We start from the raw sequence: 25,556 nt of genomic DNA, 5'->3' as shown, positions 1-25,556 counted from the left end.
AACGATTTGCGACACGTGATCGACTTCAGCGCCTGATCCGGCACACCGAGTAGCCGCGTCGCCACCCGTCGTATCGCCCGGGCCGATATCGGCGCAGCCCAACACGCGCGGCCATAGGCCGGCCCTGATCTTCTTCGTGAGCCAACAGCCCAACGCCCCCAATAAGCCGAAATGTCGGGCGCGCAGCGCCCGACAAGCGCCCCGGGCCGCCAGTCCCGGCCCACCAGTCCCGGCCCGCCAGTCCCGGCCCACCAGTCCCGGCCCGCCAGTCCCGGCCCGCCAGTCCCGGCCCGCCAGTCCCGGCCCGCCAGTCCCGGCCCGCCAGTCCCGGCCCGCCAGTCCCGGCCCGCCAGTCCCGGCCCGCCAGTCCCGGCCCGCCAGTCCCGGCCCGCCAGTCCCGGCCCGCCAGTCCCGGCCCGCCAGTCCCCGGGCCGACAACACCGCGTGTCCCGCTGATCGTCAGACCAGCGGGACACCCGTCGGTCATCCCGCCCAAGACCGTTCCGCATCATCCGTCAGCTCCGGCCCACCACCCGCACAACTTCCTAGGAGGCTATCCCGAAAACTGTAATTCTCGTCTCGCCAGAATTAGTTGATCCAGCAAACATCTAAATGCACGATCTTCTGAGCCGTCACTCATATCCCGACGGCACCCCCGTTCAGAAAGACAGGCACCATGACGAAGATCGGCATCATCCTCGGCAGCACCCGTCCGGGACGGAACGGCGAGGCCGTCGCGAAGTGGGTGCTCGACCTCGCGCAGAAGCACGGCGGGGCCGAGTTCGAGCTGGTCGACCTGCTCGACTTCAACCTGCCGCACCTCGACGAGCCCGTTCCGCCGTCGATGGGGCAGTACACCCAGGAGCACACCCGTCGCTGGAGCGCCAAGGTCTCCGAGTTCGACGGCTACGTCTTCGTCACGCCGGAGTACAACCACGCGCCCTCCGGCGTTCTGAAGAACGCGATCGACTTCGTCTACAACGAGTGGAACAACAAGGCTGCGGGCTTCGTCTCGTACGGTGCGTCGGCCGGCGGTGCGCGCGCGGTGGAGCACCTGCGCCTGATCATGGGTGAGCTGCAGGTCGCGGACGTGCGTGCGCAGGTCTCGCTGTCCTTCGCCACGGACTGGCAGAACTGGACCGAGTTCACGCCGGGCGCGCAGCACGAGCCGACCCTGAACACCATGCTCGACCAGCTCATCGCCTGGTCGACCGCGCTGGCCACGGTCCGCAACGCCTGATCACGACACTCCGCCCGATCACGGCACCCCGCCCGATCACGGCACCGCCCCGGAAAGCCCGGCGTATCGTTGACAGGCTTTCCGGGGAGGGGCGTACATGATCGAGGCGGAGATCGTCCGTGCGGCGCAGGACGGGGACACCGCCGCGTTCGCGGTGCTGGCGCGCCGGCATCTGGCGGGGATGCGGGCGACCGCGATCGCGGTGCTCGGCTACAACGACGACGCCGAGGACGCGGTGCAGGACGCGATGCTGATCGCGATGCGCCGGCTGGGGCAGCTGCGGGATCCGGACGCGGCGGGCAGCTGGCTGACCGCGATCGTGCGCAACAACGCGCGCCTGCGGCTGCGGGCGGTCGCGCGGACCGTACCGGTCGCGGATCCCGAACAGCTGCTGCCGGTGGCCACCGCCGGGCGGCCGGACGAAGGGCTGGAGCGGGCCGGGCAGCGGGACTGGGTGCGGCACGCGGTGGACGGGCTGCCGGAGCCGATCCGCGAGACCGTGGTGCTGCGGTACTTCACGGAGTACTCCTCGTACCGGCAGATCGCGGAGGTGTGTGGTGTTCCGGTCGGCACGGTGCGCAGCCGGCTGCGGGACGGGCGCCGGGCGCTGACGCGGACGCTGCTGGCCACGGCCGACTCGTATCCGGAACGCGCGGCCGGGAACGTGTGGGAGAACGCGGCGGCCACGATCGCGGCCGGGGCACGCGGTGACTACGCGACGATGCTCGGCTCGGTGTTCCACCGGGATGCGCGGCTGACCCTGGAGGGCCGGCCGGTCGGCGGGCCGCGGGCGCTGGTCGGGATGATGGAGTTCACCTACGGCGCGGGCGTCCAGGCTCGGCTGCGGGAGGCGACGGCCAGCCGGGACCTGCTGGTGTGGGAGACCGACTTCGTCAATCCGCCGGACGACCCGGAGCACTGCCCGCCCGGCATGATCTGGGTCCACTCGCTGCGCGACGGCCGCACCCAGCACCTGAAGATGGCCTACGCCCGAGCCGGCTGAAATCCGGCCCCGCCCACAAGCCGGAACCGGCCGGGCGCCGCAACCGACCACAGGCCCCAACCGGCCGCAAGCCACAACCGGCCGCAAGCCGGACCCGCCCGCAAGCCGGAACCAGCCGCAAGCCGGAACCAGCCGCAAGCCGGAACCAGCCGCAAGCCGGACTCGGCCGGAATCTGCTCTGCTCTACCGGGAGAACCCGCTCGGCCGGATCGCCCGCGACGGGATGGCGGCGGATGCTGCGCCACGAGGCCGCGGTCGGCGACTGATCGATATATGGTGCTGCGATGAGCCGCACCGCGCTGGTCACCGGATCCTCGTCCGGCATCGGCAGAGCCACCGCAGGTCTTCTTCTCAGCCGCGGTTATCGGGTGTTCGGCACCAGCCGGTCCGCGCGTGAGGTGCCGGGCGTGGAGATGCTGCGGCTGGACCTCACCGATCCCGGCTCGGTCGAGGCGCTCGCACCCGTGCTCGGCGACGTGGACGTGCTGGTCAACAACGCGGGCGAGAGCCAGTCCGCGCCGTTCGAGGAGCTGCCCGGCGACATGCTGCGCCGGCTCTTCGAGACCAACGTCTTCGGCCCGGTGCGGCTTGCCCAGCTCGCGCTGCCCGGCATGCGGGAGCGCGGCTACGGCCGGGTGGTGATGGTCGGGTCGATGCTCGCCTCGTTTCCGCTGGCCTACCGGTCGGCCTACGGCGCGTCGAAGGCAGCGATCAGGGGTTTCGCGGACGGCGCGCGCCACGAGTTCTCCCCGTTCGGCGTGTGGCTGACCACGGTGGAGCCGGGCGCGATCGCGACCGGGATCAGCGAGCGGCGGACCACGTTCGTCGCGCCGGACTCGCCGCACGGGCCGGACTTCGCCACCATGCTGGCCGCGTTGCAGCGCAACGAGCGGGCGGGCATTCCGCCGGGCCGCGTCGCCGCCACGATCCTCAAGGCCATCGAAGATCAAAAGCCACGCCGGCGGTACGCCGTGGGCAGCCGCGCGCCGCTCGTCTTCGCGCTGCGCCGGCTGCTCCCGGCCGCGGTCCTCGAGCGCGGCACGCACCGCCTTCACGACCTGCCACGCTGACGTCGCACTGTCCCGCACGCGGCGCAACTGTTTCCCCGGCCCGGTTCGAGGCTCGAACCGACCACCCTGGCAACCTTCCGCCGGCGCATCAAACCGGAGCGCCGTGGCAACTGTTTCCCCCGGCCCGACCCCGGCGCCTCGAACTCCAGCGCACTGGCAACTGTTTCCCCCGGCCCGACCCCCGGCACCTCGAACTCCAGCGCACTGGCAACTGTTTCCCCCGGCCCGACCCCCGGCACCTCGAACTCCAGCGCACTGGCGCGTATAGCGTTCGTATAAGCGCGATGACGGACGATCGGGGGACAACCGCTTCGGTGCGACACGGGGCGTACCCGCATCGGTTGGGACATACGGCGCGCTGTCCGCACAGGGGGGATCCGGACAGCGTGCCGTCGTGTCCGCACCCGGCCGCCGCCGCGATAGTCTGGCCTCGATGCCAGCCTCGCGCGTGCGATTCCGGATCCTGGGCGGCGTGGAGCTGTGGCTCGACGACGCACCGGCCGCGCTGCCGCGTCCCCGGCACCGCGCTGTCCTCGGCTGCCTGCTGCTCAACGCCAACCGGGTGGTAACGGTGTCCGCGCTGACCGAGGCGCTGTGGGGCGGCGCCGCACCGGCCACCGCCCGCAACCAGCTGCAGGCCGACATCTCCGCGATCCGGCGGACCGGCCGCGGCGCCATCACGATCACCACGCGCGCGGCCGGCTACGTGCTGCACGCCGACGCCGACCAGGCCGACCACCTGCGGTTCGCCGCGCTGACCGCGCGGGCCCGCGCCGCCACGGTCGCCGAGCGGGTGCCGCTGCTGCGCGAGGCGCTCGCGCTCTGGCACGGCCCCGCGCTCGCGGACGCGGCCGGCGCCTACGTGGCCGCGGCCCGGCTCCAGCTCGGCGAGGAGCGGCTCGCGGCCCTGGAGGATCTTTACGAGGCCGAGCTGGAGTCGGGCCGGCACCGGGAGATCGTGCCGGACCTGACCGGCGCCGCCCGCGACGAACCGACCCGGGAGCGGCTCTGGGTCACGCTGATGCTGGCGCTGCACCGCTGCGGCCGCCGGGCCGACGCGCTCGCGGCCGGCCGGGAACTGCGCCGGTTCCTCGCGGACGAGCACGGCCTCGCACCCGGCCCGGCCTTTCAGGAGACGGAACGCCTGATCCTGCGCTCCGGGGACGAGTCCGGGACCGACGCCGAGGACGCCGGCGCGGTCGTGCCCGCGCTGCTGCCACCGGACATCGTGGACTTCACCGGCCGGGACCGCGAGGTCGCGCGCCTCGGCACCGCGCTCGCCCCGATCGGCCGGCCGCTGCCGGTCGTCACGATCACCGGGATGGGCGGCGTCGGCAAGACCACGCTCGCGGTGCACGCGGCGCACCGGGCCGCCGGTGACTATCCGGGCGGTCAGCTCTACGCGACGCTGCGCGGCACCGACGCGGCACCGGCCGAGCCGGGTGACGTGCTGGCCCGGTTCCTGCGCGCGCTCGGCGTGGACGAGCGCGCGATCCCGATCGACCTGACCGAGCGCGCGGACGCGTACCGGTCGAGGATGGCCGGCCGGCGCGTGCTGGTGCTGCTGGACGACGCGGCGGACGAGGCGCAGATCCGCCCGCTGCTGCCCGGCGACGGTTCCTGCGTCGCGCTCGTGACCAGCCGCGCCGGACTGGACGGCCTCGAGGGCGCGCGCCGCGTCCAGCTCGGCGTCTTCTCCGACGATGAGGCCGCGTCGCTGCTCGGCCAGGTCGCCGCTCCGCAGCGGGTGGCACGCGAACCGGCCGAGAGCGCCACCATCCTGCGACTGTGCGGCCGGCTGCCGCTGGCCGTGCGGATCGCCGGCGCGCGGCTGCGGTCCCGGCCCGCGTGGCCGATGTCCCGGCTGGCCACCGCGCTTCAGAACGAGCAGCGCCGCCTGGATCACCTGGTCGCGGGCGATCTCGCGGTGCGCACGTCGCTCGCGTCGAGCTACCGTGCGATCGGCGCGGCCGGGCAGCTGCTCGCCCGCCGGCTGAGCCTGTTCACGGTGCCGGACTTCCCGTCCTGGCTGGCCGCGGCCGTGGCCGGGGTGTCCGCGGCCGAGGCGGAGGATCTGCTGGAGCGGCTGGTCGACGCGCACCTGCTGCTCGACGCCGGCACCGGCGCCACCGGCGCCGGGCGATACCGTTTCCACGACCTGGTCCGGCTCTACCTGCGCGAACGCGCCCAGACCGAAGAGCCCTCCGAGGGTACGGATGTGCTGCGCGCGGGCTTCGGCGCCTACCTGGGGCTGGCCCGGCGGATGGCCACGCTGATCCCCGGGCCGTGTTACGCGGCCATCCACGGGAGCTTCCCCGCCGTACCCTCGGATGGTCTTGATGGGGTTGATCCGATCGAGTGGTTCGCGGCCGAACGGCTCGCGCTGCTGGCCGTGGTCCGGCACGCCTGCGACACCGGCGAGATCGAGGCCGCGTTCGACCTGGCCGGCTGCATGGAGAAGTACTTCGACATCCGCGGCATCTACATCGACTGGCGTGCCACCAGCGACTACGTGCTCGCGGCGTGCCGGGCCGCCGGTCACCGCCTCGGCGAGGCCGTGATGCTCCGCGGCCTCACCGAACTCGCGGCCTGGCACGAGGTCGACCATCCCGGCGGCGCGATGGACCGCATGCTGGCCGACGCCGAGCAGACCGCGGAGCTGTTCGCCTCGGTCGGCCACGGGCCCGGCCTGTCCGACGCGGCCGTGATGAAGGCGTGGGCGCTCGCGGCCAAGGGCGCCTACGGCGAGGCCGCGTCCGCCGCGGACCTGGCGATCCGGCTCGCCGAGGAGCACGATCACCTCGGCGGGCAGGCCCGCGCGCACGTGGCCGCCGCGGTCGTGCACGGCGAGTCGCTCAACCTCGCGGTCGCGGAGCACCACCTGACCGTCGCGCTGCGGGTGGCCCGGGAGGTCGGCAACCAGCGGTACGTCGCGACCGTGCTGCAGTTCATCGGCGTGCTCAACACCCGGGCCGGCCGGCCCGACGTCGCGATCACCGCGCTCGACGAGTCACTGCGCGTGCTGCGCACCTACCAGGATCGGTACGCCGAGGTGCTGACGCTGCTCACGCTGGCCCGCGCGCACCTGCCCGGCCCGTCCTCCCGCGGGTACGCGACCGAGGCGCTGACCATCGCCCGGGAGTACAACCTGCCGCACCACACCGCGGACGCGCTCGGCGTGCTCGGCGCGGTGGAGCTCGCGGACGGCAACCACCGGCGCGCCGTCGACCACCTCTCCGCCTCCGTGCAGCTGTGGCGGCAGCGCGGCTGGGGCGCGTTCCTCGCGGACGCGCTCCGCACGCTCGGCGATGCCCAGGCCCCGGACTCCCCGCAGGCCGCGCTGGACGCCTGGCGCGAGGCCCGGGAGATCTACGTGTCACTCGGCCACGCACCGCACGTCGCCGAGCTGGACGCGCTCATCTCGAAGCAGGCCGCGCCTTCGCCCTCTCCATGATCCGCCGGAACGTCGGGCAGTCCAGGTGCCGCGGCGCCGGGCAGGCCGCCGCGTGCCGGAGCCCGTCGCGCAGCACGGTCAGCCGCCGGATCGTCCGGTCCAGGTCGTCCGCGCGGGTGGCCAGCAGCGCCCGGTCGATGACCGGCTCGCCGTCCGGCCCGAACATGCCGGCGATCTCGTCCAGCGTGAAGCCCGCGTCCCGGCCGATCGCGACCAGCGCCAGCCGTTCCAGCACGCCCGCCGTGAACTGCCGCCGCAGCCCTTTCCGCCCGGCCGACGCGATCAGCCCCTTCTCCTCGTAGTAGCGCAGCGCCGACACGGACAGCCCGGACCTCGACGCGACCTCCGCGATGTCCAGGGCTGCCGGGCTTGACCTCAAGTCCGCCTGAGGTGACACGGTGGGCGCTCCCCCCTGAGAGGTGCTGGTCATGGATTGGAACGGTCGCTCCGGCGATGCCTGGACGCAGGCGCAGAACCTGCTCGACACGCTCTTCCGCCCGCTGGAGAATGTACTCGTCGCACCGCTCACCGGCGGCGACGTGCTGGACGTCGGCTGCGGCACCGGCAGCACCACGGACGCGGCCGCCCGCCGCCTCGGCCACTGCACCGGCGTCGACGTCTCGGCCCCGATGATCGCTGCCGCCCGGGCCCGCGGCGGCCCGGCCGTCTACCTCCACGCGGACGCGCAGGAGCACCCGTTCCCGGCCGCGTCCTACGACGTGATCATGTCCCGGTTCGGCGTGATGTTCTTCGGCGACCCGGTCCGCGCGTTCGCCAACCTGCACCGCGCCGCCCGGCCCGGCGCCACGCTGCGCTGCATCGTCTGGCGCTCCGCCGCGGACAACCCGTTCATGACCACCGCCGAGCGTGCGGCCGCGCCGCTGCTCCCCCGGCTGCCGGTCCGCCGCCCCGACGGCCCCGGCCAGTTCGCGTTCGCCGACCCGGCCGTGGTCACGCCGATCCTCGCGAAGTCCGGCTGGACCGGCATCGGCCTCGCCCCGCTCGACGTCGAGTGCACGATGCCGTCGGCCGAACTGACCGGCTACTTCACCCGCCTCGGCCCGGTCGGCCTCACGCTCGCCGACGCCGACGACGCCACCCGCGCCGCCGTCGTCGAGGCCGTCCGCCCCGCCTTCACCCCGTTCGTCCACGGCGACGAGGTTCGCTTCACCGCGGCCTGCTGGCTCCTCACCGCCCACCGCGGCCCGGCCTGACGGCCCTGCCTCGGGCCCGGCCTGGATTCCAGGCGGCGCGAGTCCCGGCCTCCGTGCTGGGTCATTCCCGGGTCCGGCTTCCGGCCTCGGCCGGCCCTGGGCGGTGCGGGTCGGGTCAGTCCTGCGCGGTGGGGCGGACGACGATGTCGCCGACGTCGACGGAGGCGGGCTGGTCGACGGCGAAGGCGATGGCCTCGGCGATCGCGGACGGCGGGATCGCGATGCGGTCGACCGTGGTGGCCAGGCCGGAGCGGACCGTGTCGTCCGGGATGGAGTCGGTGAAGCCGGTGCGGATCATGCCGGGCGAGACCACGGTGACCCGCAGGTGCGGACCGGCCTCCTGGCGCAGGCCCTCGGAGAGCGTGCGCACCGCGTTCTTGGTGGCCGCGTAGACGGCCATCGTCGGGCTGATCCGCAGGCCGGCGGTGGAGACGACGTTGACGATGTGGCCGGTCTCCTGCTCGCGGAAGACCGGCAGCGCGGCCGCGATGCCGTAGAGCACGCCCTTCAGGTTGACGTCGATCATCGCGTCCCACTCGTCCACGCGCAGCGCGTCCAGCGGTGAGATCGGGCCGATGCCGGCGTTGTTGACCAGCACGTCGAGGCGGCCGAACCGGGCGCGGGCCAGCGCGACCAGTGCGGTCAGATCGTCCCGGCGGGTCACGTCGGTGGCGGCGAACGCGGCCTGGCCACCGGCCTCGGTGATTCGGGCGGCGAGCTTCTCGATCCGGTCGGTGCGCCGGGCGGCGAGCACCACCCGGGCACCGCGCTCGGCCAGCAGCAGCGCGGTCGCCTCGCCGATGCCGGCGGACGCACCGGTCACCGCGATCACCTTGCCGTCGATTCCGGACATGGTTCACCCCTTAGAATTTGGAACCGGACACTTGTCCGCTCACGCCTCCGACGTTAGCGGACAGTTGTCCGTTTAGCCAACGAGGAGGCGGCATGACGCGGCGCACGGACGCGGAACAGAACCGGGCGCGGCTGCTGGCGGTCGCGCGCGAGGAGCTCACCGGCTCGGCCGACGTGAGCCTGCACTCGATCGCGAAGAAGGCCGGCGTCGGTCAGGGCACGCTCTACCGGCACTTCCCCACGCGGGAGGCGCTGCTGATGGCGGTCTACCGGCAGGACGTCGCGGACGTGGTCGACGCGGCCGACACGCTGCTGGCCGCGCACGAGCCCCGGCAGGCGCTGCGGCTCTGGCTCGACCGGCTCGGCGCGTTCGGCCGGATCAAGCACAGCGTCGCGGCCGTGCTGCACGCGGCCACCCGCGCCGACCTGGCGGCCGAGCACTACGCACCGATCACCGGCGCGATCGACCGCCTGCTCGCCGCCGGCCGAACCGCGGGCGACCTCCGCTCCGACGTGGACGCCGAGGACCTGCTGCTGCTGGTCAGCTTCCTCTGGCACGGCGACGCCCAGGACCCGGAGTGGGAAGACCGCTCCCGCCACATGCTGGAGGTCGTCCTCGACGGCCTGCGCCCACCGCCCTGACCCTGGAGGATCGAGGCGTGATTCAGGTCGTCCGACGTTTCAGAGATCTCGCCGCTGGAAGGCGAGCGCGGCCAGCGACAGCATCAGCACCACCCACACTCCCGCCCACGCCAGGTAACCCGGCGTGAGTGCGGCCGAGCTGAGGAACGGATGTCCCTCGAACGCCTCGCTGAAACCACGCAGCAGCGACGGGTCCTGGAACGCGTTCATCGCGCCGCGCCACAGGCCGTCCGTGGGCAGCAGGGCCTGGGAGACCGTGCCGATGCGGCGGACGCTGTCGTTGCCGAGGGCGGCGCCGAGGCCGCCGATGACGCCGGCGATCCAGGTGGCGCCGAAGAGGCCGACCGCGACGATGCCGGAGGCCATCGGGGAGATGACCGTGGAGAGCAGCAGGCCGAGTGTGAGCAGCGTGACGGCCTGGGCGGCGAGCAGGGCCAGGCCGGTGACCGGGGACGGTGGCCAGTAGCCGGTGGTGATCAGCACGATGAGCAGCTGCGCGGTGCCGGCGATCGCGACGAAACCGGTGCCGAAACCGACCAGGCCGAGCCACTTCCCGAGCAGGACGGACGCGCGGTGGACCGGCCGGGTCAGCATGGCCAGCGCGATGCCGGACTCGGTCTCGCCGGCCAGCGTCGGGCCGGCCATGAACGCGGTGCCGAGCGCGGCGATCAGGCTCAGCCCGAACATCACCAGGTTCAGCACGAGTGCGGCGGCGAACCGGGATTCGCCGCTGGTCAGGCCGCCGAACTCGGCATCGAGCCGGGTGAAGCCCCAGGCGCTGAGCGACAGCAGCACCAGGGTCAGCACGGCCAGCGAGCGGAGCACCCGGCGGCGCGCGGCCTCACGGAGCGTCAGCGCGGCGACGGTGAGCACGGTCGTCATCGATTTCCTCGCAGAATGGTGAGCAGACGGTCCTCCAGGCTGATCCGGCCGGGCTCGACCGCGTGCACGCGAACACCCAGACCCACAAGATCAGCGATCAGCGCGGGTACGTCGTCCGGCAGCGCGATCGTCCACCAGTCCCCGTCCCGCGCGGTGACCGTGCCGAGCCTGGTCGCGGCCGCGTCGCCCACGCCGTCCAGGTGCAGGCGCAACTCCCGGCCGCCGAGCAGCTCCGGCAGCGTGCCGGACGCGGCGACCCGGCCCCGGTCGAGGATGACGACCCGGTCGCAGACGCGTTCGACCTCGCCGATCAGGTGCGAGTTGAGCAGCACGGCCACGCCCCGCCCCCGCAGCGTGAGCAGCAGGTCGCGGACGTCGGCGCGGCCGATCGGGTCGAGCGCGCTGGTCGGCTCGTCCAGCACGACCAGCTCCGGGCGGGCGACGAGCGCGACGGCCAGGCCGAGCCGCTGCTGCATGCCCTTGGAGAAGCCGCCGACCCGGTCGTCCGCGCGGTCCGCGAGCCCCACCGCCCCGAGGACCTCCGGATCCGCGGCCGTGCCGGCCAGCCGGGCGTGCAGCCGCAGCACCTCGGCCGCGGTCAGCCACGGCTGGTAGCGGAACAGCTCGGGCAGGTAGCCGACCCGAACCCGGGCACGCGGCTCCCGGGACGGGCGGCCGAGCAGCATCGTCTCGCCCGCGTCCGGGCGGACCAGGCCGAGCAGCATTTTGATCACCGTGGTCTTGCCGGCGCCGTTCGGCCCGAGCAGGCCCAGCACCTCGCCGCGGCCGACAGTGAACGACACGCCGTCCACCGCGACCCGCCGCCGATACCGTTTGCGCAGGCCGTCGGCCCAGACCGCGGGGCTCTCCACAGCGGTCATGCGAGGCCCCGGGCCACGGTCAGCACCTCGTCCGCGGACAGCGACCCGGCCACGGCCGTGACCACGCCGTCGCGCACCCAGACCACGGCCGCGAGCACGCCGTCCCGGGAGGTGAGCACGGTGGCCGGTGCGCCGTTCACGTCCGCGGGCGCGCTGGTCAGCTTCTCGTCCATCACGTGCAGCGGCAGCGTCGTGCCGTCGCCGGTGAACGCGCGCAGCTGCGCGGCCACGTCCGCGGGCAGGCCGGACAGCGACAGCAGGTGATCGCGCGCGGTCGCGAAGTCCACGCCGGAGTCGGAGTACGCGGCCGGTGCCACGGCCCGGCCCACGATCAGCGCGGGCACGCCGCGGTCCTCCGCCCAGACCGCCGCGACGCCGGGACCCGCGGTCAGCCGGAAGCGGGCGCCGTCCAACTCCGGCGGCCCGCCCGCCCGGTCACCGTCGAACGTGAACACCGCGGTCACCCTGTCACCGGCCTGATACACCGGCTGGCCGGAGACGCCGCGCGGCAGCGAGGTCACCTCCGGCACGGCCAGCCCGGTCGCCTCGCTGGCCGCGGCCGCGTCGGGGACGTCCCGCACGTGCGGCTCCTCGGTGACCTCGACGTCGCCGTACGCGGACAGGTCCGGCAGTGCGAGCAGGTCGGCCCGGCTGATCGTGACCGGCGCGATCTCCTCGGTGTGGAAGACGCGCAGCCAGTCCGTGGCGACCGCGGCGGTCGCGCCGGTGAGCAGCGCGACCACGGCCGCGACCGCGACCATCGGCCCGCGCCACCGGGGCACCGGCGCGCGCCGGCCGACCCGGATCGCCTCCGCGGCCGTCATCGGAGCGGCGAACGCGTCCGACAGCCGGCGCCACCCGGCGTCGACGTCCGGGGCCGCCTCGGTGTGCAGCGCCGCGCCGATCAGTGCGGCCTCCTTCCGTACCGTGGAAAGGGTTTCCTGGCAGTCGGGACAGGCCGCGACGTGGGCGCGGTCCGGGTCGGTGATCGCGGACGGCTCGTCGGCGAGCCGGCGCAGTGTGCCCTCAGCGGGATGACGCATGACGGATCAACTCCTCGCGCAGTGCGGATTCGGCGCGGCGGACCGTGGTGCCGACGCTGCCGGGTGAGAGGTCGAGAGCCGCCGCGACCTCGGCGTAGCTGAGCCCGCTGTGGCGCAGCACCAGCGCGACCGCGGCCTTGCGCGGCAGCCGCCCCAGCGCCTCCCGCACCCGGCGCCGCTCCTCGCGGGTGACCACCGCGTCCGCGACGTCCGGCACCGGATCCGGCGCGGCCTCGTCCGCCTCCCGGGCCACGCGGCGGCGACCGGACCGCAGGTGGTTCAGCGCGGTGTGCGCGGCCGCGACGCAGAGCCAGCCGATCGCCTCACCGGCCGGCACCGCCGACCGCCCGAACGACAGGAACACCTCCTGCGCCACGTCCTCCGCCTCGTCCCGGCCGCCCAGCACCCGGGCCGCGACCGCCACGACCCTCGGGTAGGCGTCCCGGAAGATCTCCTCCAGGTCGGCCCTCACAATGTCCTCCACACCCTTGGAGCACCGCCGCCCCGCCGTCTGTGACAGGGCCTCTACGCTGCTGTTTCGCGTCCGTTCGTCTCCGGAGGCTAGGTGGCGGCGAGGTCCTCGGGGCCCGGATGCGCGGGATCCGACCGAGACCTTCACGAACCGAACACAAACGCGTCTCCCGCTTCCCGGGTGGTCAGCTCAGGCGTGCTCCCGCGGGCATCGGCCGGCCGCGGGCGGTTCACCTCGCGTGGCCGGTTGCGTTCACCCCCGCCGCCGCGTACCGCTAGATTCTCGGGATGCTCCGGCTCCTCTCGTACGTGTACTGGACGCTCATCGTCCTGACCTGCCCGATCTTCTTCGTCGGTGCGCTGCTGATCTGGGCGGTGACCGTGCTGTTCGACCGGCGCAAGGTCGCGCTGCACCTCTACTCGTCCGCGTGGGCCGTCTTCTACGTCCGGCTGAACCCGCTCTGGCGGCTGCGCACGACGGGCCGTTCGCTGCTGCCGTGGAAGGGTGCGGCGGTCCTGGTCGCGAACCACGCCTCGCTGATCGACATCCTGGTGCTGTTCGACCTGTTCCGGCCGTTCAAGTGGGTGTCGAAGTCGGAGATCTTCAAGGTGCCGTTCGTGGGGTGGAACATGCACCTCAACGGGTACGTCCCGCTGGTCCGCGGCAGCGGCGAGTCGGTGCGGAGGATGATGGCCCGCTGCGGTGAGCTGCTCGCCCAGGGGTCGCCGGTGCTGCTGTTCCCGGAGGGGCGCCGCACCGACGACGGCACGCTGCAGAAGTTCAAGGAGGGTGCGTTCGAGCTGGCGGTCCGGCACGGTGTGCCGGTCTACCCGATCGCGGTCCACGGCACCGGCCGCGCGCTGCCCAAGCACGGCCTGGTCCTGCGCGAGCACGTCGACGCCCGGGTCGAGGTCCTCCCGGCGCTGCACCCGGCCGACTTCCCCGACGCCCGGGCCCTGCGCGACGCGGCGCAGCGGGCGATCGAAGCGGCTCTCGCGGGGTGAGGTGAGGGCTCCGCGCTTCGCCTCGCCTCCGGCGGGCGATTCCGGTGCGGCCGTCCGGGCCGTGCAGCGCGTACGAGCGGACGCTCTCGTCCTCGTCGTCGGTCCGCGCCCACAGCGCCGCGCGGATCCCAGGGCTGTCCTGCCCGACGAGGTGACTCAACCCGAACGTGGCCCAGTCGCGGACGCGCACGTCCGGGTCGGCCGACAGCGCCAGGAACTCCGCGACGCCGGCCGGGTCGTCGTCGTCCATCGCCGGCGCGAGGTTCTCCGCGCCTCAGAGCCGGTCCTCCGGATCCGCGGCGTGGGCGGCGGTGATCAACTCCGCCGGCGTCGGCTCCTCGGCTGAATCCGGGGCGATCGGGTGGGCTGAGGGCTGCTCCATGCCGGGATCCTCCGTGGGCGCGTGACTCGGGGCACCCGGGTTTGCGACCCCGGCGGCGCTCAACCTTGAGCCGCCATGCTAGCTTCCCCGGCATGAAAACCGTTGTCATATCCGTTCTGGCCGTGACGCTGGGCGTCGCGGCCGGATGCGCGCGCAGCGAGAGCGAGGCGGCGCCGACAGCCAGCGCCGCGGCCGTCACCAGCTGCGGGATGCCGCTGACGATCGCCGCGCCGCCGCAGCGGGCGCTCGCGCTGGAGCAGAACGCCACCGAGATCCTGCTGACGCTCGGGCTCGCGGACCGGATGGCCGGGACCAGCTACCAGACCGATCCGGTGCTGCCGGAGCTCAAGGCCGCCTACGACGCGGTGCCGGTGCTGGCGAGGCTCTACCCGAACCGGGAGGCCGTGCTCGCGGCCAAGCCGGACTTCATCTACTCCACGTTCACCTCCGCCTTCGCCGCGGACGCGGCCGGGCCGCGCGCCGACCTGCAGCAGCTGAGCGTCCCGGCGTACCTGTCCCGGTTCGCCTGCGAGGACCCGGCGGCCGGAGAGACCGCGGTCGGCTTCGACGGGATCCTCGCGGAGATCGAGGAGATCGCCGGGATCTTCGGGGTGGCGGAGAAGGGCGCGCAGATCGTCGCGGACCAGCGCGCCCGGCTCGCGGCCACGGCCGGCGCGGGCAGCGCGGGCACGGACGTGCTCTGGTACTACTCCGGGACCGCCACGCCGTACGTCGCGGGGCAGAACGGTCTGCCGGCCGCGATCAGCACGCACCTGGGCGTGACCAACGCGTACGGCGACGCGGAGCAGGCCTGGCCGGCCGGCAGCTGGGAGGAGATCGCGCAGCGGAACCCGGACGTGATCGTGCTGGCCGACCTGACCAGGGGCGGCGATGGCGACAGCGCACGGTCCAAGCGGGACTTCCTGAAGCAGAACGCGGTGACCAAGAACCTCGACGCCGTCAGGAACGACCGGTTCATCACGGTCTCCGGCTCGTCGATGGACCCGTCGATCCGATCGATCACCGCGGCGGAGCAGGTCGCGGCCGGACTGAAGGAGCTGGGCGAGTGAGGGATCTCCTGGACGCGTGGGACCGGCAGCAGGAGGCGTACATCGCGTACCGCGAGCAGCGCTTCGAGGTGATGCTGGACGTGCTGCGGCTGGTGCACGGCGACGAGTTCACCGTGCTGGACCTGGCCTGCGGGCCGGGCGCGATCTCCGACCGGGTGCTGACCGCGTTCCCGAAGGCGCGCGTGATCGCGGTCGACTTCGACCCGATCCTGCTGACCGTCGCGAAGAACGCGCTGACCGAGCGGCACGGCACCGACCGCGTCACGATCCTCGACGCGGACCTGACCGCACCGGGCTGGGAGCAACACGTCGAGAGAACAGACGCGGTCCTCAGCTCCACCGCGCTGCACTGGCTCTCCCCCACCGAGCTGTCCGCGGTCTACACCACGGCCGCGGGGCTGCTGACGGACAACGGCGTGCTGCTCAACGCGGATCACCTGCGCTTCGGCCCGGCCAACCCGACGCTCGCGGACGTCTCCGAGCGGCACGACGCCCGCACCCAGGCGGCGGCTTTCGCCTCCGGGACCCTCGACTACCAGCAGTGGTACGACGAGGCCGCGCGCCACCCCGACCTGGCCGCGCTGGCCGGCGAACGAGAGAAGCGGTTCGCGAACCGGCCGCCGCAGCCGCTCGCACCACTGGCGTTCCACCTGGCGGCGCTGGACGCGGCCGGCTTCACCGAGACCGGCACGGTCTGGCAGTACCTCGACGACTACGTGGTCTTCGCCCGCAGATGATCGCGCTGCTCAGAAGGTCGGCCGTGCTGCTCGGCGCGCTCGCCGCGCTGCTGCTCAGCACGGCCGCGGCGGTCGCGGTGGGCGCCGCGGACCTGACCGCCGGCCAGGTGCTGCGCGCGCTCGCCTGGCACGCGTACCTGCCGGTGACGCCGCTGGACCCGCTGACCGACAGCATCGTCTGGGATCTGCGCGCGCCGCGGGTGCTGCTGGCCGGGCTGGTCGGCGCGGGCCTGGCGGTGTGCGGCGCGGTGCTGCAGGCGCTGACCCGCAACGCGCTCGCCGACCCGTACCTGCTGGGCATCTCCGCGGGCGCGTCGACCGGCGCGGTCGCGGTGCTCGTGTTCGGCTTCGCGACCGGCGCGGCCGCGCTGTCGGTGGGCGCGTTCGCCGGCAGCGCGGCCGCGTTCGCGCTGGCGCTCGCGCTGGCCGGCCGCCGCTGGACCGAACCGGCCCGGATCCTGCTCGCCGGCGTCGCCGCGGGGCAGCTGTTCTCGGCCGCGACCAGCCTGATCGTGGTGTCGGACGCGACCGCGCAGAACACCCGCAGCATCACGTTCTGGCTGCTCGGCTCGCTGACCGCGGCGTCCTGGACGTCGGTCGCGCTGTGCGCCGCGGCCGGCGCGGCCGTGCTGCTCTGCTGCTGGGCCGCGGCGCCGGCACTGGACGCGTTCTCGTTCGGCACGGACGTGGCGCAGTCGCTCGGCTTCTCCCCGGCCCGGGTCCGCGCGCTGCTGTTCACCGCGACCGCGGTGCTGGCCGCCGCGCTGGTGGCGGCGAGCGGCGCGATCGGTTTCGTCGGCCTCACCGTCCCGCACGCGGCCCGCGCGCTCGTCGGCGCCCGTCATCGCGTGCTGCTGCCCGCGTGCGCGCTGATCGGCGCGATCTTCCTGATCTGGGCGGACACGGCCGCGCGCACGATCTTCGCCCCGCAGGAGGTGCCGGTCGGCGTGGTCACCGCCCTGATCGGCGTCCCCGCGTTCGCCGTCCTGCTGCGCCGCCGAGGAACACAGAACTGATGATCGAAGCCCAGAACATCACCCGGCGGGTACGGGGCAGAGCGCTGCTCGACGACGTCACGCTGACCCCGCCCGCGCACGCGATCACCGGGCTGCTCGGCCCGAACGGCTCCGGCAAGTCCACGCTGCTGCGCATCCTGGCCGGCCTGCAACGCCCGGATCACGGCCGGGTGCTGGTCGACGGTGCCGACCGCGCCACGATCCCGCGCCGCGCACTGGCCCGCCGCATCGCGATCGTCACCCAGCACGTCCCGGCGGACGTGGACATGTCCGTGCGCGACGTGCTGCTCCTGGCCCGCATCCCGCACCGCCCCGCGCTCGCACCGGCCACGATGGACGATCACCGCCGGGCCGAGGAGGCGCTGGACGCGGCCGGGCTGCCCGGGATCGGCGACCGCCGCTGGTCGCAGCTGTCCGGCGGGGAACGCCAGCGTGCCGACATCGCCCGCGCACTGTTGCAGGACCCGGCCGTGCTGCTGCTCGACGAGCCCACGAACCACCTGGACATCCGGCACCGGCTCGCGCTGTTCCACCGGCTGCGCGCGTCCGCGTCCACGGTGGTCACGGCGCTGCACGACCTCGACCTCGCCGCCGCGTTCTGCGATCACGTCGCGCTGCTGCACGACGGCCGCCTGATCGCGGCCGGCACCCCGGCCGAGGTCCTCACCCCGGCCACGATCCGCCGCGTCTACCAGGTCGAGGCGGACGTGACCGCCGGCGACGACGGCCGCCCCCGGATCCGCGTCGTGCCCTGACCCTCTCGTGATCAGGGAGGGCTGTTCAGCGCGTTGCGCGCCGACAGCGCTGGCCTGCGGCGACGCGGCGTCGGTGGTTTCGCTGAATAAGCCTCAGGGCGTCCCCCATGTAGTTCCGAGTACATGAGGGACGCCTCGATCATTGGGCTTCGGCCCGCACCGCCGACGGACGATCAGGGGCGGAAGGACGCGAAGCCGGCGGCGGTGAGCAGGCGGTTGGCCCGGCTGCCGGGGTCGGCCAGCAGCAGGCGCAGCAGCTCCAGCGTGTCCGCCGGGGCATGCGGCACGATCTTGCGCAGCGGGCGCGGATCGGCACCGAGGTCCGTGGCCTGCGCGGCGTGGCGCAGGGCCGCGTAGGTGACACCGGCCCCGGCCAGCGCGGCACCGCCGCGGTACTTCTCGTCCCCGGTCTCGTACAGGTGCGGGTAGTAGCGGGCCAGCTCGTACATCGCCAGCAGCGCGAGCATCGCGTCGTCCGTGCCCGGCCTGCGCCGGCCGCGCTCGCGGGCCTGCTCCCGGGTCTCCAGCATCTGCCAGACCAGCGGGTGCGGCGCCAGGTTCGTCCGCGCCGGGGCCACGATCGCCAGCAGCGGGTTCTGCCAGAAGCGCACCCGCGGGTACCGGGTCCGCCCGATCAGCATGTCCCGCACCCGGTGCAGCTCACGCGGCACCGGATCGGCCACCCGCAGCGGCCGGCCACGATCCAGGCTCTCGCGCAGCGGCGCCACCGGCACCCCGCAGTCCCGCAGCAGCTCCGCCGCCCGGTTGTCCGGGTCGTCGAGCAGCGCGATCAGCAGGTCACGGGAGTCGCACCCGTCCCGGCCGTCCTCGCGTGCGGCCCGGTCCGCCCGGCGCAGCGCATCCGCCGCGGCCACAGTGAACTGGGCCGGTTCGCCGCCCTCGGAGATGATCACGTCGACCGGCCCGCCGCGGTCGTCGCCGGCCCATTCGGCCCGCCGGTGCGTCCGCACCGAAGCCGCCACGGTACGGGTCAGTTCCGCCGCGTCCAGGATCTCCCGCGTCCCCTCCGCCGAGGCGAGGCCGACCAGCAGATTGTCCGTGCTGATCGGCTCGTCGTCCGCTCCCCTCAGCACCGCGGTCGCGAACACCAGCAGCAGGTCCGACCGCTCAAGAAGAATGCTCTCCATGGGTTCGAGTACAGCAGCGCACCCATTCCTGCCGCGTCTGCCGAAAGTGCGAATACCAGAGTTCTAAAACGCGCCCACGACGCTGAGTGGAAGGAAGCCCACTACCGCCCCGACCACCCACCCCCGAGCGGAGTTGGCGCTCTGCTCACGCGGCTGACCGGTGCCCGCGGGAGCATGCGGACCGCACCGCGCCGGAAGCGGGAACATGGATTGTCAGTTCAGAAGGCCCGCGCGCTGCGCGAGCATCGCCGCCTGGACCCGGTTCTCGCAGCCGATCTTGGTGAAGACGCGGTAGAGGTGCGTCTTCACCGTCCCCTCGGTGACGAACAGCTGCGCGCTGATCTCCGCGTTCGACAGGCCTTGCGCGAGCAGGATCAGCACCTCGCGCTCGCGGCTGCTCAGCGACTCGACCGCGGCCACGTCCTCCGGCGACACCGCGGGCGGCGCGGGCAGACGGTTGAGCACCTGGCGCGTCACCTTGGGCGACAGGAACGCCTCACCCGCGGCCGCCGCGCGGATCGCGTTCGGCAGCTCGTCCGCGGCCGAGTCCTTCAGCAGGAAGCCGGCCGCGCCCGCGTTGAGCGCCTGCGCCACGTAGTCGTCCTCGCCGAACGTGGTCAGCATGACCACGTGCACGGCCGGTGCGATCCGGCGGATCTCGCGCAGCGCGGCGAGCCCGTCCAGGACCGGCATGCGGATGTCGAGCAGCACCACGTCCGGCCGGTTGAGCAGCGTCAGGTCGATCGCCTGACGGCCGTCGCCGGCCTGCGCGATCAGCTCGACGTCGTCCGCCGCCCGCAGGATCGTCTCGATCGCGGCGCGGACCAGGCGGTCGTCGTCGGCCAGCAGCACTCGGATCTGGTGGGTCATCGCATCGTCTCTCACGGCCGCTGGTCCAGGAACTCCTGCTTGTCTACCAGCGTGCCGTCGCGGAAGCAGAACCGGTACACGCGGTCCAGGCCGTCCGGGTCGAGCGGCGACGCCTGATAGTCGACGCAGTCCGCGCCCGGCACGTCCCGGCCTCCGGCCACGTCGCTCAGCCCGGCCTGCGGGTCCGGCAGCAGGTCACGGGCCTCCCGCTCGCTCTGGCCGACGCGGACCGAGACGTAGGTGTCGCGGTCCACGACGACCAGCGCGGCGGTCAGCCACAGGCCGGAGCAGCAGAGCGCCAGCACGCCGAGGATGCCGAGCGTGGTCGCGATCAGCGTGCGGCGGGACCCGCGCCGGTCCCGTTCGACCAGCTCCGCGAAGTCCGGGACCGCGGGCGCGGGCGCCGCGGAATCCCCCGGGTACGGCAGCGTCGCCGCGAGCCGGAAGCCGCCGTCCGGCGTGGGGCCGTGGTACAGCATGCCGTGCGCGACCCGCACCCGTTCCGCGAGACCGAGCAGGCCCTGCCCGGAGGTCTGCCGGGCGATGCGCTGCCCGGCCGTGTTCGTCACGCCCGCGACCAGCGCGTCCGGCTCGTAGCGCAGCGACACCACGATCGTGCCGCCGTGCGCGTGCCGGAGCGCGTTCGTCACACCCTCCTGAATCACCCGGTACGCCGCGTGCTCGGTCAGCGGGGCCAGCGGCCGGGCCGTACCCTCGCGAATGATCTCGACCGTGGCACCGGAGGCGCGGGCACCGGTGCACAGCTCGTCCAGCCCGTCCAGCGAGCGGACCGACGGCTGCTCGTCGTCCTGGCCGAGCAGGCCGAGGATCTGCCGCAGCTCGGTCATCGCGGCCGCGGACGTCTCCCGCAGCAGCTCCGCGTGCTCGTCACCGGCGCTCCGCATGCCGGCGTAGAGCGAGATCAGCGTGAGCTTGTGGCCGAGCGAATCGTGCAGGTCCCGGGCGATCCTGGTCCGTTCCCGCGCCCGCGCGGCCCGCGCCACCTCGCCCTGCTGCGAGTGCAGTTGCACGTTGCGCCGGTGCATGGCGGCCAGCAGCACGCGCCGCCGCCGCACCATCCGCGCCGCCCCGGCCGGGATCAGCGCGAACAACGCGAACAACGCGGACGCCAGGACCAGGTCGGTCAGGTCCGGCCGCCCCTCCCACCACCAGATCGCGCCGGTGAACGCGGCCCACCCGCCGGCCAGCCCGGCCGCGACCTGCCAGACCCACGGTGCGCGGTAGGCCAGCGACGCACTCATCACGACCAGCAGCACCGTGTTCGCGCCGCCGGTCACCAGGCCGATCAGCGCGGCGGCCAGGTAGGCGGGCAGCGGGTGGCGCAGACGCAGCAGCAGCACGATCGGCGCGGCGATCCCCTCCAGCCACGGCGCGAACGGGTGGACCGGGTCGGTGACCGCCGCGAGCACCACCACGGCGGTCACCAGGAGCGTCAGGCCGATCTCGTAGGCGACGCGCCAGCGGCCGGCCGCTCTCAGCCGAGCGAGCGCGGCCGTCGCCACTCCTCGTCCCGGATGTGCTGGGCGAGGAACGCCAGTACCGTCTCGTACCAGATCGCGCTGTGTTTGGGCTTCAGAATCCAATGGTTCTCATCCGGGAAGTAGAGGAAACGGTGCCCGGCCTGCGACCGGGATTGCAGATCCCACCAAAGGCGAAGACCCTCACCGATGGGTACGCGATAGTCCCTGTCGCCGTGGATCACCAGCATCGGCGTGCTGATCCGGTCGGCCGAGTGGTGCGGCGAGTACTTCTCGGCCATCGCCGCGGTCATCTCGCGGGTCCAGTAGTCGGACGTGTCCGTGGTGCGGGCGAACTGGTCCAGCGACCACAGCGACGCATGGGTGACGATCGCGGCGAACCGATCCGTGTGACCGGCGATCCAGTTGGCCATGTAACCGCCGAACGAGCCGCCGAGCGCGGCCGTCCGGGAGGCGTCGATGTCCGCGCGCGCCTCGGCCGCGTCGGTGAGCGCCATCAGGTCCGTGAACGGCGCGTCGCCCCAGCGGCCCCAGCCACGCGCGATGAAGTCCCGGCCGTACCCGGTGGACAGCGCCGGATCGGGCATCAGCACCGCGTAGCCGTGCGCGGTCAGCACCCACGGGTTCCACCGCCACGACCAGGCGTTCCAGGAGGCCTGCGGGCCACCGTGGATGAACACCGCCAGCGGCACGGGGCTGTCCTCGCCGGCGCCGGCGGGCAGCGCGAGCCAGGCGCGGATCGGCGTGCCGTCCGCCCCGGTCGCGGTGACCTCCGTCAGCCGTCCCGGCACGGCCGGCGCCTCCACGGGACCCTTCAGCGGTTGTGGCGCGCCGCCCTCGATCGGCACCCGGACCGGCGCCGGCGGCGTGTCCATGGTCGCGCGCAGCGCGTAGATCCAGCGGCCGTCCGTCTCCACGTCCGAGTACGCGCCGTCGTCCGGGGTCAGGCGGGTGACCCGGCCGTCCTCCGCGCCGACCCGCCACAGCGGGGCACGGCCGAGATCGTCCGCGACCACGATCAGCGCGGACCCGTCCGGCGTCCAGCGGGCCGAGTGCGGGCGGCGGTCCCAGTCCCGGGTCAGGTGCGTGATCTCGCCACCGGCCGCCGGCACCACGGCCAGCCACACGTCGCCCGGGTCGTCCGCCGTGGTCCGCCGGTACACGCCGAACGCGACCCGGGATCCGTCCGGGGAGATGCGCGGCGCGTCGTACTCGAAGTCCTCGTCGGAGGCGAGCGTGCGGCGCTCGCCGGAGGCCACGTCGATCGCGACCACGGTCGACCGGTGCCCGCCGTGCGGCACCGCCACCACCCAGGACGCGGCCAGCGTGCGCCCGTCCCGGCTCAGGTCCCAGCTCGCCTCGTCATCCAGGGCCAGGCCGGCGTGGCCGGTCAGGTCGCGCAGGTCGCCCTCGTCCACGTCCGCCCTGGCCAGCAGCCGGGTGCGGGCCGGGCCGAGATCGTGGTCCCAGAACCGGACCGGGAACTCCTCGTGCAGGATCGCGGTCACGCCCGCGTCCCTCCGCTGCTTGCGGCGCTCCCGGTCGTCGTCGAGGCCGGTCGACGACGGCAGCAGCGCGGAGCCGAACACGAGACCGCCGTCGTCGGCGACGGACACGCCCCGCACACCGCCCGGCGTGCGTACCACCACTCGCGCGTCACCGCCGCCGGCCGGCTGGCGCCACAGCGCCGCGGTCTCGTCGCCGTCCTCGGCCGCGTCCGGCGCCGCGTCCTGCTCCGGCCTCGACGACACGAACAGCAGGTCGCCGTCGGGCGTGAACCCGGCCGCGGACTCGCCGGCCCGGCTGCGGGTCAGCCGCCGGGCCGGGCGCTCACCGGCCGGGTCGACCTCCCAGAGCGCGGTCACGTAGCGGTTCTTCTTCGGGTCCGGGGTGGCCACGCCGACCACGATCCGGCTGCCGTCCGGCGAGAGGCGCAGCCCGCCGATCCGGGGCAGTGCCGCGTAGACGTCAAGGTCAGCGAACGAGCTGTCGGTATCCACGATCATGAACACTTACTACCACTTCAGCCGCGCTCGCGGCCGATCCGGGCGACCTCGTCGCGCGCCTCCAGCAGCCCGGCGCCGGTCCGCTCCCGGTACAGCCGCACCGCCAGCACGTCCGCACCGCGATCCAGCGCGGCCCGCACGTCCGCGCGCAGCGTGGCCGGGTCCGCCGGTCGCCGCCTCCGCCGGATCACCGCGCCGAGCAGCAACAGGGCCAGGCCGGCTCCGCCGAGGACCAGAGCGATCGTGTACGTCATACGGAGATTCTGGCGGCCGGGACGCCCCGCGCGCGTCTGCGAGAAGTCGTGCCGCGTGCTGCGACTTTCGTTGACTCGCCTGCCGATTCACAGTCTGGAAAGTACCGGTATTGAACGACACCGCTACGCTCGGTCAGCACCTCATGGACAGGAGGAGAACGTTGATGAACATCGCCGTGCCCCTGGTCCGGACCGCCGAGCACTCCTTCACCACCGTACCCAACATGATCACGCTGACCAGGACCGTCGGCGCGGTCGCGCTCGCCGTCGCCGCGATCGTCGCGCACAGCTGGCCGCTGCTGATCGGCGCCTACGCCGTCTACTGGATCGGCGACACGCTGGACGGCATCGTGGCCCGCTGGCTCGACCAGGAGACCCGCGCCGGCGCCGTCTTCGACATCATCAGCGACCGCGCGTGTACGTCCCTGTGCCTGGCCGCGCTCCTGATGCTGAAACCGGCCATGGTCGTCCCGCTGGCCATCTTCCTCGTCCAGTTCATGATCCTCGACACCATGCTCAGCCTGTCCTTCCTGATGTGGCCCCTCGTCTCCCCGAACTACTTCGCCCGGGTCGACCCGCGCGTCTACCGCTGGAACTGGTCGGCACCCGCGAAGGTCCTCAACACGTCCGCGGTCGTCCTGCTCGTGCTGATCTCACCGTCCCCGCTGTACCCGGCACTGCTGGCCGCCGCGGTCACGCTGGTCAAGATCGCATCCATGGTCCGCGTGGCCCGCCTGGCGGCAAGCCTCCGATGATCGCGGCCGTGCTCGCCGCGCTGATCGTCGGCGCGATCTCCGCGATCGTCCCGATCACCCCGGTCGAGCCGTACCTGATCGGCGTGGTCGCGGCGACCGACGTGCCACCGATCCCCCTCGGCATCGCGGCCGGCATCGGGCAGACCGCGGGAAAACTGCTGCTCTTCGGGACCGTCCGGGGCGCGGTACGGTCGCAGCGCCTACGGGCGCTGATCGCCCGGAAGGTCCCGGCCCGCGCGGGGCCGCCGACCGGGCGGATGCGGGTGGCACTGGACCGGACGCGGGTCATCATGCAGACCCTCGACCGGCCGCGCCAAGCCGTGCCGATCCTGTTCGCAAGCGCATTCCTCGGATTCCCGCCGCTGCTGCTGGTGACGGTGTACGCGGCGCGGGGACCGATGCCGGCGGCGATGTTCGCCGCGGTGTGCCTGGCGGGGCGGTGCGCGCGGTTCGTGGTGATCGCGTTGGCGCCGGGGGCGGTGATGGAGCTGCCGGTGTTCGGGCATTGACGTGGGGCGGAATCGCGACGTGCGATCGCACGGCACGCGTGATCCCCGGGGTAGCGCGTGATGCGCGACATTGGAAACAGCGCGCCTCGCGCGACGTCGGGTGGCGCGTCTCGCGCGACATCGGGTGGCGCGTCTCGCGCGACATCGGGTGGCGCGTCTCGCGCGACATCGGGTGGCGCGTCTCGCGCGACATCGGGTGGCGCGCCTCGCGCGACATCGGGTGGCGCGCCTCGCGCGACATCGAGGGTTATTCAGCGCGCCGCGCCCCGACGGCGCTGGCCTGCGGCAACGCGGCGTGAGGTCGCCGCGCTGAATAAGCCTCATCGGGTGGCGCGCCTCGCGCGACATCAGAATCGCACGCTACGCGCAACATCGAGATAGCGCGCTACGCACAATCTCGGAACAGCGCGTCACGTGTGACATCGGGTTGCGCGTCACGGGCGACTTCAGAGACGTGCACGTTGCGGCACGATGCGGAGTCGGGCGCTACGCGCCCGAAATTTCGGCTTATTGGTGGTTTTGGTGACCTGCCTGCGGTTTAGGGCACCTCCGGTGGGCCTCGGGCTCCGGGGAGGGCCTGCTTCCCGTGATGGTGCCCGTTACGTCGGCCCGGTCCTGCTGCGCTGAAGCCGAACCCGAAACCCAACGGCGAAGCCGCACGGCGAGGCGATCGACTATGCATGCTCGATCATCGGACTGACGCCCGAACTCAGGTCTGGCGGAGCTGCGGGAGTGGGGCGCGTCAAAGCCCTGTCCGAAATATCGATATAAAGACGGCGGCGGTTGGTCGTCTAAGCG

25 protein-coding genes are annotated in these 25,556 nt (G+C 73.3%); 14 read left to right on the top strand and 11 right to left on the bottom strand.

All coding sequences use genetic code 11. The features are described 5' to 3' along the window. Positions 1-676: 676 nt before the first annotated feature. The 4 genes from J2S43_RS06380 to J2S43_RS06365 all read left to right on the top strand — a co-directional run bounded on the left by J2S43_RS06380 (position 677) and on the right by J2S43_RS06365 (position 6,767). Positions 677-1,240 carry an NADPH-dependent FMN reductase gene (locus J2S43_RS06380; RefSeq protein WP_306827654.1) on the top strand — a complete coding sequence of 188 codons (564 nt, stop codon included), beginning with the start codon at positions 677-679 and terminating at the stop codon, positions 1,238-1,240. A gap of 97 nt (positions 1,241-1,337) precedes the next feature. Continuing rightward, on the top strand, positions 1,338-2,243 hold the full coding sequence (locus tag J2S43_RS06375) for an RNA polymerase sigma factor (protein ID WP_306827653.1): 906 nt from the start codon (positions 1,338-1,340) through the stop codon (positions 2,241-2,243). A 284-nt stretch (positions 2,244-2,527) separates the two neighbouring features. Continuing rightward, positions 2,528-3,313 (top strand): SDR family oxidoreductase, encoded by a 786-nt coding sequence (locus J2S43_RS06370; protein WP_306827652.1) that lies wholly within the window; start codon positions 2,528-2,530, stop codon positions 3,311-3,313. A gap of 433 nt (positions 3,314-3,746) precedes the next feature. After that, on the top strand, positions 3,747-6,767 hold the full coding sequence (locus tag J2S43_RS06365; RefSeq protein ID WP_306827651.1) for an AfsR/SARP family transcriptional regulator: 3,021 nt from the start codon (positions 3,747-3,749) through the stop codon (positions 6,765-6,767). On the opposite strand, the gene J2S43_RS06360 is transcribed toward J2S43_RS06365, so the two are convergent. Beyond that, complete coding sequence (locus J2S43_RS06360) at positions 6,730-7,164, bottom strand: helix-turn-helix domain-containing protein (RefSeq protein WP_306827650.1); 435 nt, start codon at positions 7,162-7,164, stop codon at positions 6,730-6,732. The genes J2S43_RS06365 and J2S43_RS06360 overlap by 38 nt on opposite strands. A 31-nt stretch (positions 7,165-7,195) precedes the next feature. On the opposite strand from J2S43_RS06360, the gene J2S43_RS06355 reads away from it, so the two are divergent. Next, complete coding sequence (locus J2S43_RS06355) at positions 7,196-7,981, top strand: class I SAM-dependent methyltransferase (protein ID WP_306827649.1); 786 nt, start codon at positions 7,196-7,198, stop codon at positions 7,979-7,981. 115 nt (positions 7,982-8,096) lie between these two features. Here J2S43_RS06355 and J2S43_RS06350 read toward each other — a convergent pair whose 3' ends face one another. Beyond that, positions 8,097-8,834: an SDR family oxidoreductase gene (locus J2S43_RS06350; RefSeq protein WP_306827648.1), complete on the bottom strand. Its 738-nt coding sequence runs from the start codon at positions 8,832-8,834 to the stop codon at positions 8,097-8,099. A gap of 92 nt (positions 8,835-8,926) precedes the next feature. Between J2S43_RS06350 and J2S43_RS06345 the strand changes: the two genes are divergently transcribed. Continuing rightward, positions 8,927-9,475 (top strand): TetR/AcrR family transcriptional regulator, encoded by a 549-nt coding sequence (locus J2S43_RS06345; protein WP_306827647.1) that lies wholly within the window; start codon positions 8,927-8,929, stop codon positions 9,473-9,475. Positions 9,476-9,514: 39 nt separating this feature from the next. Here the strand turns inward: J2S43_RS06345 and J2S43_RS06340 are convergent, their stop codons facing one another. The 4 genes from J2S43_RS06340 to J2S43_RS06325 are packed head-to-tail and all read right to left on the bottom strand — an operon-like array spanning position 9,515 to position 12,753. Further along, a complete protein-coding gene (locus J2S43_RS06340; RefSeq protein WP_306827646.1) occupies positions 9,515-10,357 on the bottom strand; it encodes an ABC transporter permease subunit in 843 nt (280 codons plus the stop codon). Next, on the bottom strand, positions 10,354-11,238 hold the full coding sequence (locus J2S43_RS06335) for an ABC transporter ATP-binding protein (RefSeq protein ID WP_306827645.1): 885 nt from the start codon (positions 11,236-11,238) through the stop codon (positions 10,354-10,356). Before J2S43_RS06335 ends, J2S43_RS06340 begins: the two co-directional genes overlap by 4 nt. Further along, positions 11,235-12,281, bottom strand: coding sequence for a hypothetical protein (locus J2S43_RS06330; protein ID WP_306827643.1), 1,047 nt, complete (start codon positions 12,279-12,281; stop codon positions 11,235-11,237). The genes J2S43_RS06335 and J2S43_RS06330 overlap by 4 nt, the downstream gene beginning before the upstream one ends. Beyond that, the gene (locus tag J2S43_RS06325; protein ID WP_306827642.1) at positions 12,265-12,753 is read right to left on the bottom strand and encodes a sigma-70 family RNA polymerase sigma factor; all 489 of its coding nucleotides are present in this window, start codon (positions 12,751-12,753) and stop codon (positions 12,265-12,267) included. Before J2S43_RS06325 ends, J2S43_RS06330 begins: the two co-directional genes overlap by 17 nt. 287 nt (positions 12,754-13,040) lie before the next feature. Between J2S43_RS06325 and J2S43_RS06320 the strand changes: the two genes are divergently transcribed. The 5 genes from J2S43_RS06320 to J2S43_RS06300 all read left to right on the top strand — a co-directional run bounded on the left by J2S43_RS06320 (position 13,041) and on the right by J2S43_RS06300 (position 17,717). Then, on the top strand, positions 13,041-13,757 hold the full coding sequence (locus J2S43_RS06320) for a lysophospholipid acyltransferase family protein (protein ID WP_306827641.1): 717 nt from the start codon (positions 13,041-13,043) through the stop codon (positions 13,755-13,757). A gap of 474 nt (positions 13,758-14,231) precedes the next feature. Beyond that, positions 14,232-15,209, top strand: coding sequence for an ABC transporter substrate-binding protein (locus J2S43_RS06315; RefSeq protein WP_306827640.1), 978 nt, complete (start codon positions 14,232-14,234; stop codon positions 15,207-15,209). Continuing rightward, positions 15,206-15,946, top strand: a complete 741-nt coding sequence (locus J2S43_RS06310; RefSeq protein ID WP_306827639.1) for a class I SAM-dependent methyltransferase — start codon at positions 15,206-15,208, stop codon at positions 15,944-15,946. Before J2S43_RS06315 ends, J2S43_RS06310 begins: the two co-directional genes overlap by 4 nt. Beyond that, on the top strand, positions 15,943-16,962 hold the full coding sequence (locus J2S43_RS06305; protein WP_306827638.1) for a FecCD family ABC transporter permease: 1,020 nt from the start codon (positions 15,943-15,945) through the stop codon (positions 16,960-16,962). The genes J2S43_RS06310 and J2S43_RS06305 overlap by 4 nt, the downstream gene beginning before the upstream one ends. Continuing rightward, positions 16,962-17,717, top strand: coding sequence for an ABC transporter ATP-binding protein (locus J2S43_RS06300; protein ID WP_306827637.1), 756 nt, complete (start codon positions 16,962-16,964; stop codon positions 17,715-17,717). Before J2S43_RS06305 ends, J2S43_RS06300 begins: the two co-directional genes overlap by 1 nt. Before the next feature lie 173 nt (positions 17,718-17,890). Here the strand turns inward: J2S43_RS06300 and J2S43_RS06295 are convergent, their stop codons facing one another. From J2S43_RS06295 to J2S43_RS06275, 5 genes are all read right to left on the bottom strand, one after another. Then, entirely contained in the window at positions 17,891-18,865 is a 975-nt protein-coding gene (locus J2S43_RS06295) for a Clp protease N-terminal domain-containing protein (RefSeq protein ID WP_306827636.1), read from the bottom strand. Between the two features lie 213 nt (positions 18,866-19,078). After that, on the bottom strand, positions 19,079-19,735 hold the full coding sequence (locus J2S43_RS06290; protein WP_306827635.1) for a response regulator: 657 nt from the start codon (positions 19,733-19,735) through the stop codon (positions 19,079-19,081). A gap of 11 nt (positions 19,736-19,746) precedes the next feature. Then, positions 19,747-21,258: a sensor histidine kinase gene (locus J2S43_RS06285; protein WP_306827634.1), complete on the bottom strand. Its 1,512-nt coding sequence runs from the start codon at positions 21,256-21,258 to the stop codon at positions 19,747-19,749. Next, positions 21,231-23,240 carry a S9 family peptidase gene (locus J2S43_RS06280; RefSeq protein WP_306827633.1) on the bottom strand — a complete coding sequence of 670 codons (2,010 nt, stop codon included), beginning with the start codon at positions 23,238-23,240 and terminating at the stop codon, positions 21,231-21,233. The genes J2S43_RS06285 and J2S43_RS06280 overlap by 28 nt, the downstream gene beginning before the upstream one ends. A gap of 17 nt (positions 23,241-23,257) precedes the next feature. Continuing rightward, on the bottom strand, positions 23,258-23,494 hold the full coding sequence (locus J2S43_RS06275) for a hypothetical protein (RefSeq protein ID WP_306827632.1): 237 nt from the start codon (positions 23,492-23,494) through the stop codon (positions 23,258-23,260). A gap of 164 nt (positions 23,495-23,658) precedes the next feature. On the opposite strand from J2S43_RS06275, the gene J2S43_RS06270 reads away from it, so the two are divergent. Genes J2S43_RS06270 through J2S43_RS06260 form a run of 3 tightly spaced genes read left to right on the top strand, consistent with a single transcriptional unit; the run spans position 23,659 to position 25,057 of the window. Further along, positions 23,659-24,249: a CDP-alcohol phosphatidyltransferase family protein gene (locus J2S43_RS06270; RefSeq protein WP_306827631.1), complete on the top strand. Its 591-nt coding sequence runs from the start codon at positions 23,659-23,661 to the stop codon at positions 24,247-24,249. After that, positions 24,246-24,758 carry a hypothetical protein gene (locus J2S43_RS06265; RefSeq protein ID WP_306827630.1) on the top strand — a complete coding sequence of 171 codons (513 nt, stop codon included), beginning with the start codon at positions 24,246-24,248 and terminating at the stop codon, positions 24,756-24,758. The genes J2S43_RS06270 and J2S43_RS06265 overlap by 4 nt, the downstream gene beginning before the upstream one ends. Before the next feature lie 38 nt (positions 24,759-24,796). Further along, complete coding sequence (locus J2S43_RS06260; protein WP_306827628.1) at positions 24,797-25,057, top strand: hypothetical protein; 261 nt, start codon at positions 24,797-24,799, stop codon at positions 25,055-25,057. Positions 25,058-25,556: the final 499 nt, after the last annotated feature.

Origin of the sequence: Catenuloplanes nepalensis, from assembly GCF_030811575.1 — a bacterium.
Taxonomy (GTDB): domain Bacteria; phylum Actinomycetota; class Actinomycetes; order Mycobacteriales; family Micromonosporaceae; genus Catenuloplanes; species Catenuloplanes nepalensis.
Note: the sequence above shows the minus strand (reverse complement) of the source record. Positions and strands in the feature narration are given on the sequence as shown.

What these genes read in the sequence shown, in the direction of transcription:
- J2S43_RS06380 (WP_306827654.1), top strand. Translation starts at nt 677, where the DNA reads ATGACGAAGATCGGCATCATCCTCGGCAGCACCCGTCCGGGACGGAAC.
- J2S43_RS06375 (WP_306827653.1), top strand. Translation starts at nt 1,338, where the DNA reads ATGATCGAGGCGGAGATCGTCCGTGCGGCGCAGGACGGGGACACCGCC.
- J2S43_RS06370 (WP_306827652.1), top strand. Translation starts at nt 2,528, where the DNA reads ATGAGCCGCACCGCGCTGGTCACCGGATCCTCGTCCGGCATCGGCAGA.
- J2S43_RS06365 (WP_306827651.1), top strand. Translation starts at nt 3,747, where the DNA reads ATGCCAGCCTCGCGCGTGCGATTCCGGATCCTGGGCGGCGTGGAGCTG.
- J2S43_RS06355 (WP_306827649.1), top strand. Translation starts at nt 7,196, where the DNA reads ATGGATTGGAACGGTCGCTCCGGCGATGCCTGGACGCAGGCGCAGAAC.
- J2S43_RS06350 (WP_306827648.1), bottom strand. Translation starts at nt 8,834, where the DNA reads ATGTCCGGAATCGACGGCAAGGTGATCGCGGTGACCGGTGCGTCCGCC.
- J2S43_RS06345 (WP_306827647.1), top strand. Translation starts at nt 8,927, where the DNA reads ATGACGCGGCGCACGGACGCGGAACAGAACCGGGCGCGGCTGCTGGCG.
- J2S43_RS06340 (WP_306827646.1), bottom strand. Translation starts at nt 10,357, where the DNA reads ATGACGACCGTGCTCACCGTCGCCGCGCTGACGCTCCGTGAGGCCGCG.
- J2S43_RS06335 (WP_306827645.1), bottom strand. Translation starts at nt 11,238, where the DNA reads ATGACCGCTGTGGAGAGCCCCGCGGTCTGGGCCGACGGCCTGCGCAAA.
- J2S43_RS06330 (WP_306827643.1), bottom strand. Translation starts at nt 12,281, where the DNA reads ATGCGTCATCCCGCTGAGGGCACACTGCGCCGGCTCGCCGACGAGCCG.
- J2S43_RS06320 (WP_306827641.1), top strand. Translation starts at nt 13,041, where the DNA reads ATGCTCCGGCTCCTCTCGTACGTGTACTGGACGCTCATCGTCCTGACC.
- J2S43_RS06315 (WP_306827640.1), top strand. Translation starts at nt 14,232, where the DNA reads ATGAAAACCGTTGTCATATCCGTTCTGGCCGTGACGCTGGGCGTCGCG.
- J2S43_RS06305 (WP_306827638.1), top strand. Translation starts at nt 15,943, where the DNA reads ATGATCGCGCTGCTCAGAAGGTCGGCCGTGCTGCTCGGCGCGCTCGCC.
- J2S43_RS06300 (WP_306827637.1), top strand. Translation starts at nt 16,962, where the DNA reads ATGATCGAAGCCCAGAACATCACCCGGCGGGTACGGGGCAGAGCGCTG.
- J2S43_RS06295 (WP_306827636.1), bottom strand. Translation starts at nt 18,865, where the DNA reads ATGGAGAGCATTCTTCTTGAGCGGTCGGACCTGCTGCTGGTGTTCGCG.
- J2S43_RS06290 (WP_306827635.1), bottom strand. Translation starts at nt 19,735, where the DNA reads ATGACCCACCAGATCCGAGTGCTGCTGGCCGACGACGACCGCCTGGTC.
- J2S43_RS06280 (WP_306827633.1), bottom strand. Translation starts at nt 23,240, where the DNA reads ATGATCGTGGATACCGACAGCTCGTTCGCTGACCTTGACGTCTACGCG.
- J2S43_RS06275 (WP_306827632.1), bottom strand. Translation starts at nt 23,494, where the DNA reads ATGACGTACACGATCGCTCTGGTCCTCGGCGGAGCCGGCCTGGCCCTG.
- J2S43_RS06270 (WP_306827631.1), top strand. Translation starts at nt 23,659, where the DNA reads ATGAACATCGCCGTGCCCCTGGTCCGGACCGCCGAGCACTCCTTCACC.
- J2S43_RS06265 (WP_306827630.1), top strand. Translation starts at nt 24,246, where the DNA reads ATGATCGCGGCCGTGCTCGCCGCGCTGATCGTCGGCGCGATCTCCGCG.